At 66.7% G+C, this 13743-nt stretch carries 4 protein-coding genes and 1 pseudogene; 2 read left to right on the top strand and 3 right to left on the bottom strand.

Annotation, left to right across the window (positions count from 1 at the left end; all coding sequences use genetic code 11):
• Nucleotides 1-9 precede the first annotated feature (9 nt).
• Nucleotides 10-1468: pseudogene (locus KBX53_RS36960) on the top strand (NF041680 family putative transposase).
• Nucleotides 1469-1699: 231 nt separating this feature from the next.
• Complete coding sequence (locus KBX53_RS01125; protein ID WP_210857520.1) at nucleotides 1700-3007, top strand: restriction endonuclease; 1308 nt, start codon at nucleotides 1700-1702, stop codon at nucleotides 3005-3007.
• Between the two features lie 274 nt (nucleotides 3008-3281).
• On the opposite strand, the gene KBX53_RS01120 is transcribed toward KBX53_RS01125, so the two are convergent.
• From KBX53_RS01120 to KBX53_RS01110, 3 genes are all read right to left on the bottom strand, one after another.
• Nucleotides 3282-3539, bottom strand: coding sequence for a hypothetical protein (locus tag KBX53_RS01120; RefSeq protein WP_210857519.1), 258 nt, complete (start codon nucleotides 3537-3539; stop codon nucleotides 3282-3284).
• 137 nt (nucleotides 3540-3676) lie between these two features.
• Complete coding sequence (locus KBX53_RS01115) at nucleotides 3677-10558, bottom strand: RHS repeat-associated core domain-containing protein (protein WP_210857518.1); 6882 nt, start codon at nucleotides 10556-10558, stop codon at nucleotides 3677-3679.
• A gap of 81 nt (nucleotides 10559-10639) precedes the next feature.
• A partial coding sequence (locus KBX53_RS01110; RefSeq protein ID WP_210857517.1) for a LamG-like jellyroll fold domain-containing protein occupies nucleotides 10640-13743 on the bottom strand: 3104 nt, incomplete at its 5' end.

Genomic DNA, 13743 nt, shown 5'->3' with positions numbered 1-13743 from the left:
GCTGTTCTGCTGACCAGTGTGCATGACCGTGGTGTGGCTGATGCCGTCGGGGACCTGGACAGGTTCCGGCGAGTGTTCTACGACTGCATGACTTCTCGGGCTGACGCGTTGTTCGACCTGACCGACGCGGTGTTGTGCGCCGATGGGCCGGTCCGGTCGTTGGTGGAGTTGTCGCTGGTGGGTGAGCACCGCCGCGGTCACGGCGCGTTGTACGACGCCCTTGCCTGCGGACGGCTGGACATCGATCGGCTGCGGACCGCTCTCGCCGGGTTGCCGCTGCCTCGGGCGGGCCGACGGGCGTCTCGTGCTGGCAGTGGGTATCACCTGCTGGCTGAGGCCGGACGCCCACACCTCGCCGCAGCGGATCCTGTGCCACACCTACGGGCGTGGCAAGGACCAGACGATCATGCCGGGTTGGCCGTACTCGATGGTCGTGGCCCTGGAGGCGGGCCGCAGTTCGTGGACCGCGCCGCTGGACGCGGTGCGGCTGGCGCCCGGTGCTGACGCGGCGGCGATTACCGCCGGGCAGGTGCGCGCCATCGTGGGCCGGCTGGTCGCGGCCGGGCAGTGGCAGGCAGGTGACCCAGACGTCCTGGTCGTGGCCGACGCCGGCTACGACGCGCCCCGCCTGGCGTTCCTCCTGGCCGATCTGCCCATGCAGGTCCTCGCCCGGATGCGCTCGGACCGGGTACTACGCCGGGCCGCGCCGCCCCGCCTGCCGGGAACGAACGGCCGCCCGCCTCGCCACGGCGGCGAGTTCATCTTCGGCGATCCCGCCACCTGGGGCGAACCCGACGCAGCCACAATCACCGACACCCGCCTCTACGGCACCGCATGGGCCCGAGCCTGGAACCGGCTGCATCCCCGGCTGACCCACCGCAACGCCTGAACCAACACGGCGAAGACACTGCCGATCATCGAGGGAACCGTCATCCGCCTCGAGGTCGGCCACCTGCCCAGCGGTGCGACCCCGAAACCGGTGTGCCTATGGTGGTCCGGCGTCGCCCTCACTGCCGCTGACGTCGACCGGCTCTGGCAAACCTTCCTGCGCCGCTTCGACATCGAACACACATTCCGCCTGTTCAAACAGACCCTCGGCTGGACCTGCCCGAAAATCCGCACCCCACAGGCAGCCGACCTCTGGACGTGGCTGATCCTCGCCGCCCACACACTCCGCCTGGCCCGCACCGCGTCCGCCGACCTGCGCCGCCCCTGGGAGAAACCCACCCCATCCCAGCGCCTGTCACCCGCCCGCGTCCGCCGAGGGTTTCGACACCTCCGCACGAAGACCACCTGCCCCGCCGGCGCACCGAAACCCTCCCAGCCAGGACCCGGACGACCACCCGGTCGCCGCAACACCCAGCCCACCCCGCGTCACGACGTCCACATCGCGACGACCAAGACGACCAGCAAACCGGACACCAAGAAAACGAAGACGGCGAATCCCCGTCCACGCCGAACAGGTTAAAAATCAAGTTGGACATCAATCACCCGAAGACATCCAGAGCCGGGGCATCTCCCTGTCATACCCCTGGTCCATGATGGAGGCATGATGAACCCGGCTCGGCCTGAGCCGCCCGCCCTGCGGCCGGATTCCGACGTCACAGGAAGATCGATTTATGAAGCTCGGCGCGACTGGTCGCAGTCGTACGCGAAAGCTCATCGCGCTAGGCGCCAGCTCGGAGCCGCGGCCTCGTTAGTGTTCACTGTGGTTGTAGTGATTGGTTCCTACAATTTTCCGGGGATCGCAGAGGCGGCCCTACTGCCGGACAGGGTCTTTTTCGTGATCCTATTGCCGCTATTTCCGTTATCGGTAGCACGATTCGCGGCAGGGGTAAGGCTCGATGGCGACACAGAGGTTAAGGGCTGGGCCGTGGCCTGGGTGTCGGCACTTGGGGCAGCAGCGGTTCTTTTCTTCGGATATATGGAGCACGGCCAGGCGATAGTGGGAACGCTCCTAGGGCTATGCAGCATAGCTCAAGTCGCCGCCCTCGCAATCTGCATGTTCATACCGATCGACCAACGATTCGAGGATGAGGTGGTACTGCCGCGCATCCTCAAGACACATGTGCCGCCAGCTGAAGGCAAGGACGAGGTAGCACTGACCGATTACCGCGATGCCGAGAAAATGGCGGCGGCCTGGCTTCGACGATTCGGCTACCCGGATGCTGAGGTTACGCCAGTGGGCCCGGATAACGGGATCGACGTAGCCGCGCGGGGCGCAGTTGCACAGGTCAAACTGTGGCACACCAAGCGTGTGGGAATCAGTGAGGTGCAGCGATTGGCTGGGCTAACGAAGCCTGGACAGCAAGCCTTCTTTTTCGCCCGCAGCGGTTATACAAAGAAGGCCGAGGAGTGGGCTTCAGATCCGTCCCATCGGGTAGCGCTATTTGAACTGGACGGCGACGGTAATCTTCGAGCGGCAAACTTCACTGCGCTGCGCGCTCTCTACAAGGCACCCTTCCGCATGCCCCGGTCAAATCGTGATCCTTTGTCCGTGAAATTCAAAGCTGCCCTTGGTTCAATTTTCATATTTGGCATGGTCACGATTCCCATCATGGCCGCGTTCATTCTGACGAGCCCCGGTGTTAAGCTCGCTCCTTCCCTGCTACTCCTCGCAGCGATGTGGCTTCTTTATTTCTTGGGCTTCACCGTTACTCTGCGTCGGGATTTTCGACGCCTTACGTGCGCGATGGCGGCCCGATGGCGGGGGGAAGCATGGCCCGGGTGGGGCGAGATCTTGACAGAACCAGTCGCGGCTGGCAGGGATGACGACCTACCTCCCGGCCTATTCGCCGGCTACCTGGAAAAGGGCGGCCTAGGGGCCCTAATCTCGATTGTCGAGGGCTTGGTCTTCCTGCGGAAGGCAAAGGAGTGGGCCTTGTGCAGAACGGGAATCAGCCGTCGACCTAAAGCGCCATTCGGAATCGGCGAGCTCATGGCCGTGGGCCTTCTCATGGACATGGGAAGGATTCCAGGCCGACGCAGATCTCACGAAAGGCGATAAACAGGCGCGGCGAGATGACCGGAGCCAGCGATTAAGTATTTCGGCTAAGCGAGAGTGCCAACCCCACACACAGGCCGACCCGCTCCACATAGGATCTCACTGGCATCGCACGTTATCTCACGACGTGACGGCAACCGTGACGGCAACCGTGACGGCAACGTAAGCTGCCGCCGACACCCCTGAACAGCAGGCCACTACGCTGCGTAACGACGGTTGCATGGTCGCCGCCCATATATCGCACCATTGCCAGCGCGTCACTTTGGCGTTGATGCCCTTATGTCACGTCGCCCACCACGCCGGACACGCCATTCTGGAGCCGAGCACTTACCGTGGCGGCAATGCGCCTAATCGCAGTCCAGCGCGAATCGCCATCCAAGGAATCCCACCCCCAGGCAGAATCGAGTTCGTCAGAATTCGACTCCATTTCTGTAAAGGCGGTATCTATCGCTGCGAGCATCTTCCCAGATTCCTCATCAATGCCGACTTTGCCATATAAGGAAAGAAGTGGTTTCAGCGCATCGTCAAACTCCAAAGCGAGCTCGTCAGTCGAAGGCGCCACACCGAGTTCGGCAAGATATGCTCGCTGACGATCCGCAGGCCACGAGAGGCGCGCAAGCACTTCCAGGAGGCAGTGAAGGAGACGCCCAGAATCACCTGCCGGCGGGACTATCATTGATAGATCACCCCTCCAAGATCCCCATTTGGACCCTTGACTCGCCAGTAGGGGTCAGGTCCATGATGCCCTCCCCCGGGATGCCAGCGCAATTGCTCACCAGTAGGGTTCCCGCGAGCATTGTAACGCCGGAAAACCCAACCCTGGCCCGCCCTACTGCCTTTACCTAGGGTTTCAACCCTCCATCCAGGCGTAGAACCGATAACAGCTTCAACCTGAGCTGGCGTCTTTCCTTTCAAAAGCTGCGGATTAGCCATGATGTCGTTCACAGACTCCAAGGCGGAGCCTACGGGACGCAAAGCCGTACCCGGCCCACAGGGACCCGTGTTGTGGACGAGGACCGGGGTGTTGCCGGCGAGCACATAGTACGTGTGGGTGTCGGAAATGGTGAGGTTGTACATGTACTGGGCGCCAGTGTAGTTACGGACGCTCGCGATTCGGACCTCGCCGGCAGCGCTTGAGCGCAGCCTCTCTCCTGGCACAAGCTCTGCAGCATCGACCCAGACACCACGGGAGACGGACCAGATCGGGTGCTCCCACGTGGTCTCGACATGAGCCTTCGCGCCGGTGGGCAGCAGCACGACGAGCGTCGTGAGCTGCGAGTCGCGATTCAGGTGCAGGCGAGTCACCGATTTGGCTGCAGTCACACCGGTGTGGGGGTCGGTCGCCTGCACCAGGTCGCCGACCTTGACGTCCCCGATCTCCTCCGTCGTACCATCCGCCATGAGTACCGGCGTGTCCCGACTGAAGCTGTTGCCAATCTTGCATGCCTCGACCACGTCATCGGCTACCTTCGAGGCACCGGAAAGAAGATCGGCGCCTTCGCCGACAACCTTTCCGGCCTTGCCCACCGGAATTGCTCCGGCGAGATCGAGAACCAGCCCAACGTAGTCGCCGTTGTCAAGCTTCTCCTTGGCGAGCGCAATGGAGTACGGAATCCCGATGCCAGGAATCCAGCTCATCCACTCGTAAAACTTGAGCTTCGATTCCTTGGCCCGGGCGTCCCGCATAGCGCAGTCGCCCTCGACCTCACACATGAAGGCGGCAAGCGACTCCTGGAGTTCAGCCGGAGTGAAGTCGGTTATGTGACACCTGAAATAGCGGTAGCCACTGAAGCCGCCGTACGTGTCGCAGTCACCGATGTAGTGAACCGTGAAATTGATGAAGGCTTTCCGCCGTTTCTTGACTTCCTCATCACGATCCGGTTGGCCAGCCTTCGAGCCACCACCACCACCGCCACCTCCGCCGGAACCCGAGCCCCCGTCGTTCCGCTTCACGTCGTCCGGACTTGCCAGACCGTCCCAGACGACATCCTGGATCAACCCAGTCGGGTCGCTGAACGTGATTGGGGAGTTGCCGGCGTACGCGTAGCCATGCCACTGCTGCGGTTGACTCTGGTCCATCAACGGGTCGACCGACACGAACCTGCCGAGCGTCGGGTCGTACTCCCGTGCCCCGATGTGGGTGAGCCCGGTCGAGTCGATGTCGCCACCGACGAAGCCCTTGCCGTTGGGCCAGGCCGCCTGGTCCCCGCGCGGTGCACCGTACGGGGTCTGGCGGCGGATCGTGACCGCCTGGGTCGCCGCGTTCACGCTGATCTGTTGGGTGCCCTGGTGGTCGCTGAACAGCCACTGCAGTCCACCGCCGCTCGAACGGCTGGCGATCGACTTGCCGGCGAAGGAGTAGTACCGGGTGGCGGTGTTCTGCGCGGCGCCGAGGTCTCGCCGGATTTCCATTCCGGGCAGGTAGAGGGTGGTGCCAGTGGCGTCCCGCCGGAGGATCCGCTCGCCGTCGGCGTTGTAGACGTGACTGGCCAGGGTGGCGCCGCTTTCGGTGACGCTGGTCAGTCGACCCTCGGCGTCCCAGGCCAACGTTTGGTCGGCGGCCACACCCGGCCGGGTGATGGTCTCGCCGGTGGCGTTGTAGCCGTACGAGTTGGTCACCGGCCCCTGTCCGGGGGCCTCGGTCCGGACCGACGTCACCGCGTGCGGCCGTACGGAGTTCGCGCCGCTGGTGGGCACCGTGTACGTGTTCGTGGTGTCGCCCGTCGAGCCGTGGCTGGTCTGGGTCAGCCGGTTGCCGATCCGGTCGAACGTCCAGTCGGTCCAGTAGGGGGCGGGTCCGCCCAGGTTCCCCACCGAGGGATCGGTGGCGCACTCCACGCCGGCTCGGGGTGTCCAGGCCGAGGTCAGGCGGCGCAGCCCGTCGTACCGGAAACACTGGCTCTCGGCCTGGCCGGCCCCCGGCTTGTCGACCAACTGCAGGATATTGCCGGCGGCGTCGTAGGAGTAGGTGCGGTCGGAGATGGTGCCGGGCGAGGTCTCCGGCTTGATCGTCGTCTGTCGGATCCGGCGGGTGTCCGTCTCGTAGACGTTGTTGTCCTCGACGTACGTCCCACCGGCGGTTTTCCGGGTCAGGACGGTGGGCTCGCCGTACACGGTGTACTGCTGCCCGACGACGTACGAACCGACCGTCGGCAGGTTCGTGGTCAGCGTCTGCGGCAGTCCAGTCGTGCCGTCGTAGCCGGTGCTCACCGTCTCCTGGGCGAGGCCCCCGGCTGCGGGGTAGGTGATCGAGACTTGCGTCCCGTCGGTGGGGGCGAACCCGTACGAGTAGGTCCACTCCTGTCCCAGTCCGGTCACCGTGCCCGGGATGACGTACTGGTCTCCGGTCACCTGGTAACGGGTGTTGAAATTGATCGTCCGCCAGGTGTACGCATTCGTCGAGCCGGCCGGCTCGTACCGGGTCGACTGGGTCAGTTGTCCGCGTACGGTGACGCCGGTGAAGAGCTGGTCGTACTTCCACTCGGCCCGCAGCTTGCCCGGTGAGACCTCATCGTCGTACTGGCCGGTCCGGCGGCCCATCGCGTCGTAGGTGTAGACGAGCACCTCCCCACGGGCGTCGACGCTCTTCTCCAGGTCGCCGTAGAGGGTGTAGGTGGAGAGGCTGGTGCCCTTGTCCGGGTCGCGGGACTCGATCTGTCGACCCCTGATGTCGTACTTGTAGGTCCACTCGTTGCCGGCCGGGTCGGTGATCTTCGTGAGCTGGTTCTTCCGGTTGTACGTGTACCTGACCGCGTCGTACGCGCCGGAGACACCCGCCGCAGTGGTGTGCTGGCGTACCTCGACATCGCGTCCCTTGAGGTCGAGGAATTTGGTGGTGGGGACCTCACCGGGGGCCGGGGTGCGGGCGATGCTGTCACCCCGGTACGACGTGCTGGTCCGCCACTTCTCCACCAGGTTCGTCACACCGTCCCCGGCGAGCGAGATCTCCGCGATCGGGCGGTTGGCGTCGTCGTACTCGGTGCGGGCGACCGCCGGTACCGACCATTCGGGCTCCCACCACAGCGTCCCCGAGGCCGTGCCCGGCTCGGCATGCGCCCCGTACGCGGCGGCGGTCCGCCCCCAGCGGTCGTAGATGGTGTCGGTGACGAGACGACCGCCGCCGATCCCGGAGGACTGGGTCTGCCGGGGCCGCAGCATCGCGTCGTAGATCTGGTACGTCGTCTGGTAGTTGCCGGCCGAATTCAGGGTCTCGGTCTTGACCGACGAGTAGTCGGACCGGGTCGGTGAATAGGTGTACACGTAGCGGGCGGACGGCTTCTGCGGGTTGTCCGCCTTCGACCAGCCCACCTTCCAGACCTGGGTCGTCCGTCCCAGGCCGTCAAGGGTCACCTCGGCCACTCGCGAGTTCACGTCGGTGGTCTTCCAGGCCGTCCCCCAGTACGGCGACACCTCCTCGTGGCTCGTCCAGTTGAATCCGCTCTTGATGGTCTTGCTGACCCTGGTCACCGGCCCGCCCACGGCCGGTGTGTACGCGGTCGCGGTGGTCACCGACCGTGCGTCGGTCGTGGTGACCGCCCGGCCGAAGGCGTCGTGGGTAGCCTGGCCCTCCGTCTGGAATACCGTGCCGGCCGTGGCCGTCCAGTCCCGCAGTTGTTCGGTCCGGGAGATGGAGCCGTAGGTCGGTGCGGTGTCCGCGCTGGCCGCACCGTCATAGCTGTAACGGGCATCGGCCACGACGTCGTCGGCGCTGACCGGTGCCGTCCCACAGGGCAGGGCGTTCGTGGTGACCCGCTTCAACAACCCGGTCTGGTTTCTGCCCAGGTTGCGGTTGTAGGTCTGGGTGACACACTGCTCGTCACCGACCACGTCGACGTCGCCGTCGTCCTGGGTCCAGTTCAGCGTGCCGTAGGTGTCGTCGAACGCCGACGTGGAGCGGGTGACCCGCCAGCCGGCCGCACCGTCCACGCCGAGCGCGGTCGCGGAATAGGTCAGCCTGGTGTTGGTGAAGCGGGCTGTGACCAGGTCATTGTTGATCGTGCGACTGGCGGTCGGCGGGGACTGCCAGGGTACGTTCACGGTTCTGCTGACCGGCTTGTCGAGGTCGCCGTTGTAGACGGTCTCCTCACGCACCGAGCCGGCGAACCAGTCCTCGTCGTGAACGGTCTCGTTGCCCAGCGAGGCACCGACGGTGACCTGTCTGGTGCCACCGGTGGGACTGGAGCGGTCACCGTGCATCCCGCGCAGATACTTGGTGACGGTCAGGGTCTTCCGGCCGTCGGTGTCGCCGACTCGGGTGGTGACCTCTGAATAGCCCCGGAACTGGTTCCAGGTCTTGTGTTTCGGCTTGATCAGACCGTCGTCGTCCGAGTAGTGCCAGGCCGGCTTGCCGCCGTACGCGTAGGTGGTGAACTTCGGCGGCGCCTGGTGTCCACCGGCGAGCTGCACGTCCGACTCGGACACCTGGCGTACCACGTACTTGTGCCACCACTCAGTCAGCAGCGCGCCCTCGGCACCGTTGGGGTCGGGTCCGATGACCGGATAGCAAAGCTTGGTGTTGGTGTGTGCGTCGCTCGGAACGTTGTCCTTGTGGCATTCCGGCAGGCTGTAGGTGACCTGGATCTTGGCACCCGTCTCGGCGACGATGTTGCCGATCCGCTGCCAGTTGTTCGTCGTGTTCGAGTCGGTGAGGACCCGGTTCGGCATCGCGGTCGGCTCGAACGTGATCGGCGGCAGGGTGACGGCCGTGCCGACGTGACCGGTGTGCGCGATGGAGGAGAGCCACAACCCCGCGTTGGTGCCGTCACCGGGTGACGGGAACGTGTGGGTGAGGGTCCAGGAGTCGACGTCCTGCCAGGCCGGGGTCGCCTTCGTCGTGTCCCAGACCCGGGTCGTGACCTTCGCGAGTCGCTTCGTGGTCCAGAAGGTCGGGGAGAAGTTGTCGCCGCACTCCGACCCTGTGCACTCCTGGTCCCATGGCACGTCCGGCCAGTTCGTCGCGTTGTGGGTGCCGCAGTTCGACGTGACACACCTGTCGTCCGGGGTGAACAGGACCTGGGCGATCGGGGTGGTCGACCGGTCGCTGGCGCCGCGGTCCCAGGTGCCGTAGTCGATCCGGCGGATCATCCCGCCCCGGACGTAGGAGACGTCGGACGCCGCAGTCAGGTTCTGCGCGTACTTGTTGTTTTCCCTGTCGTACCAGTACGACATCGTGTTGCCGCGCGGGTCGACGACGTAGTCGAGGTTCCATCGCCACGCCTGGGTGCAGTCCGAGTCGAGGAATTGGCTGGCGTGGCAGGGCTCGTCGTCGTGGTTGCCGAACACGGGTGCGGTCCAGGTCGAGTTGGTGCCGCTGCTCTGGCCGGGCAGGCTGTTCAACCCGAAGTAGTACTGGACTCCGTCGGTGGTGGTGACCCGCCAGTGCTCGCCGTTGTTGTCGCCGTTCGTGGCGTTCGTCAGCTTCTCGATCTTCGCGCCCTGCTCGCTGCGCGAATGCCAGCCCTTGCCGTTCTGGAACACCAGTTCCGTACCGGTGCCGTTCAGGGTCATGGTGGCGTTGTCGGAGCGCCAGCAGAGATCTCCGGTCTTCTTCTCGTTGTTGGCGCCGGAGGTCTTGTCGTCGCTGCACGACACATAGCTGCGCTCGATGTAGCCGGGCCAGTAGTCGAAGCCCTCACCGACGAACGACGGCTGGTTGTTCGTGGCGGCCGACCGCCCGTCGACGCTCGCCGACGAATAGGCCAACGAGACCGTCGGGCTGGGCCCATTCAGCCCCGGCGGGGTCCGCATCGGGTACGCCCAGGAGAACCCGCCGGTGGAGCCGCCGCCGGTCCAGGTGGCCGACGCTGACAGCGAGGTGGCCGTGAAGTCGCCCGCCGACCCCTTGGCGTCGGCCGCGAGCGCGACCACGCTACCGCCGGTCGTGGACACGTCGGCCGACACGCGACCGGTCACGGTGTCGTTGCGGGAAGGGAGTGGACTGGCCTGGCAGCCCGCAGTCTCCGGTGTGGTCAGGGCACAGGGCGGTAGCTGCCACAGCCGCAGACGGTCAGCCCAGCCGCCCCCGTACGCGTGGCGGAATCCGTTGTAGTCGACGGACAGGGTGGCCTTCGCCGGTCCGGCCGTCCATTGCGCACCGCTCACCCGCAGGACCACGCCGTCCCGCCACGATGATGCGACGGTGTCGCGACCGACGATCTCGACAGTGACGTCGGTCGGGTTTCCACTCGTGGAGCCACCGGCCCGGTTCACCCAGACCGGAAGCTGACCGACCCGTACGCCTGGTGTGCCCGACGTGTCCGCGCGGCCGGTCCCGAGCGAGGCCGCTGCCCGGCCCGCCTTGGGCCACACCGGCGCCGGGGCGGGCTTGCCCGCCGGGGCCGGCGTGGGCCAGGCGATCCCGCGTACCTCCCCGCCGTGCTTGTCCACCGGGTCGGCTTGCGACCGCAGGCGCTCCGGGGCGGCGGGCGCGCCCGCCGCCGCCGGCGATGCCACCAGCATCGACCCCACGACCACCGCGGTGACGATGGCGGCGAGCACCTGTCGAGGTCGACCCGGCGGCTTGGCGCCCGAGCCTCGTTGACGCGGACCGTTCATTGGATCCTCCGGAATAAGGGGGTCGACGAGGTTGGGTGTGTGGGACCGGAGCCGGTCAACGGCTCGGCGGTTGACCAGCGCTCAGGACTGGAGCTCTGCCAAAGCCTGGGACTTGTGCAGTTCGGAGACCGCGGTGTCGGTCAGGGCGCCCTGGTAGACCAGCAGGTCGTCCAGGCCGCCCTGGAAGTAGTCGACGAGGCGGGGCTGCTCACCGGGGCCGGTGAACAACGCCGCCCCCACCGTCAGCGGCCCCGTCGCGCGGAACACCCCGGTGCAAGGCTTGGAGTTCTCCAGGACGCCGTTGACGTACAGCCGGATCTCAGCGGCCTGGGCGTCGTAGACGCCGACCAGGTGCGTCCAGGTGCCGATGTCGTCCTCGGTGAGCAGCCGGTTTCCCTCGGCATGGACGCGCACCGGCGTGACGTCGTCGTCCGCACCGCCCACGGTGAACCGCCAGCGGTGCTCGCTCGCGCCGCTGGCAAGGCGGTACTCCCGCAGGGAGAGGTAGAAGGCCGACTCCTTGGTGCCCCGCTGCCCGGCCGCGGTGAAGGTGCGGGGCTCGAACTGGTCCGGGCGTACCCAGACCGAAACGGTGAACGAGTCGTCGGTACGCAGCACCGGGGTGTCCTGCCACTGCGGCGGGCTGCCCTCGGCGGCCAGGTTGCGCTGCGACCAGCCGTGCTCCAACGTGGACAGACCGAAATATGGGTCGGCCGGGTCCTCCGCGAAGTGGCGCTTGTCGAGCATCAGGCCGCTGTCGCGGTAGCCGGCATCGACAGTCGCCCCCTGGGTCAGACTCAACCGCCGGCCCCACGTCGCCCCGTCCGGCGCCTCGCAGGTGGACGGGATGCCGACCTGGTAACAGGGCCGGGCGGCGTTCATGTCCCAGCGTCCGACCTCGATCGGGGTGAGGATGCCGGGTTCGTCGAAGCCACCGGAGTATTCGTCGGTGGCGAGTTGGCCGGTGAAGTCGTGGTCGACCAGCACCCGGTTGAACACCTGCACGTCGGCGATGTTTCCGGTCCACCAGTTCGCCGGGACACCCGCGGAAAAGCCTCGACCGACCACGAACTTACCGCTGGTGGGCCAGGGCGCCGCGACGTAGTCGGTCTCGGCCACCCGGACGCCGTTGACGTAGAGGCGCAGCTTGCCGGCGGTCCTGTCGTAGACACCGGCCAGGTGGGTCCAGCGTGCCGCCTCGGCCGCGGTGATCGGGGCCGGGGCGATCGCCACCCGGCTCGCACTGGTCTGCGCCGAGGTGTCCTTCATGACGAACGACCAGTACGGGACCTGCGGGGTGCCCTGCCGGCGTACGCCGAACTCGAACCGAGCGGCGTCGGTGGCGTCCTGGGTGAGCACCTTCATGTCGGTGGTCGGCAGGACTCCCGGCCTGACCCAGGCGGCCACGCTGAACGAGTTGGTGGTGTCGAGCACGGGAACTGCGGTGGCGGCCTGCGAGGTGGTGCCGTTGAACGCGGCGCTGCCGCCGCCGAACAGCCGGGCGTCGGCGGCCCAGCTGACGTTCGTCGGGGCCAGCGGGGTGTCACCGGCGACCGCGCCCTGCTGGTCGGCGAGCGCCTGACCCTGCGTGACGCCCGGGTAGGTCTCCAGCCCCCAGCGGGCGATCGCCGGGGCGGGACGGTCGACGACGAACTCGACGCTGCCGTACCCCTCGTTGCGGGTGGCATCGACGGCCGAGACGTACAGCGTGTTCTGGCCGTACTTCGGGGGCCGCAGGGTCACGGTGGCGCTCTTCGGGGTGCCGGTGGCGGTCACCGCCGTGGTCGGGCCGGTCCAGCCGTACTTGAACGACATGGCGTCGGTGGCGGTCGACTCGATCCGGAAGGTGACCGGTTCCCCCGGCCCGCCCGGCGATCCCTGGAGCGTGGCCGTGACCGGGGGAACTGTGGTGTCGGCGGTGAACTGGCACCACGGCGACCAGCCGCTCCACCGCGAGTACGGCGCCGGGTCGACGGCCGTCACCCGGTACGCGTACGTCTTGCCGGTGACGACAGCCACGGCGGCGGTGGTGGCCCGGCCGTTCGCGGGTGCGGACGCGGTCGGTGGCCGGGTCAGCCGGGTCGGGTATGCGTCGGTGACGGTGCCGATGCCGGCGGCAGGCACCTCGATCCACTCGTAGGTGCCGGTCAGGCTCTGGGTGGTGTCGGCGTCCGGGTAGACGGCGGAAAACTTCGGGGCCAGGGTGCCTATCGGCAGTACGCCGTCGGGTAGGCAGGCGACACCGGCGACCTGGAGTCCGTTCGGCTTGCCCGGGATGGAGTCGTAGTCGACGATCAACTTGGCGTCGTTCGGGAAGAACTTCTTCCACCGACCCTCGGCGGACTCGCCGTCACCGTCGCTGTCCCGGGCGGCGAAGCCGACAGTGATCGCGGTGCCGCCCGCGCTGGCGACGGCCTGGACCTTCGAGGTCACCACGCCGGACTGGAAGTTCATGATCATGTCGGGTTGGATGACACCGCAGCCACCCGCCTCGTTCGCATGCCCCGGCGCACCGTCCATGATTGCGTTGAGCTTCATCTTCGACCAGGTCGCCTGCATGGCGTGGTCGATCGCCGGCACGTGGTACATGTAGGCCCAGCTGTCGTCACACGACCAGGAGTGGTCCAGCTTCATCTGCACGTAGGCGCTCTCGATGTGCTTTCCCTTCATGGCGGTGAGGGGGAACTGGAAAAACGACCGGTAGAGCTGCCCCTGGCAGGGCCCCTCCGGACTCAGGCCGACCCGGGCCACGCTGACGTCCGAGTTGGAGCAGCCGTTGTTGGTGGCGTACGCCCAGCGGTTCTGCTTCACCGACCAGGCCGGGTCGATGAAGACCGGGAAGTCGCCCGCGTCTGCGTCGAGCATGGCCGGGTCCGGGGTCAGAAGCAGGTCACCGGTGGCGTCGACAGCGGTTTCCACCCGTACGGTCCGCGCGGTCGCCGCCGGTCCGTCGACCGAGGAGCGCTCAGCGGGCGCCGACGCCACACCGGCCCGGCCGGCGATCGTCGTCTGACCCGCGGAGTTCCACATCGTCGCCGGCGTGGCCGTGGCGAAAGCCGTGGCACCGACGTCGGCCCGCAACGACCCGTCCGGCAACCGGACCGCCCGCGCGTCGCCGCCCAGGTCGAATCGGATCTGGCGCAGCGCCGGGTTGGCAGCCGCCGTGGCCGTCTTCACCACCAGCA

This window comes from Micromonospora sp. M51, assembly GCF_018070305.1.
GTDB lineage: Bacteria > Actinomycetota > Actinomycetes > Mycobacteriales > Micromonosporaceae > Micromonospora > Micromonospora parva.
Note: the sequence above shows the minus strand (reverse complement) of the source record. Positions and strands in the feature narration are given on the sequence as shown.

Coding starts and splice junctions, on each gene's coding strand:
- KBX53_RS01115 (WP_210857518.1), bottom strand. CDS start 10,558: ATGAACGGTCCGCGTCAACGAGGCTCGGGCGCCAAGCCGCCGGGTCGA.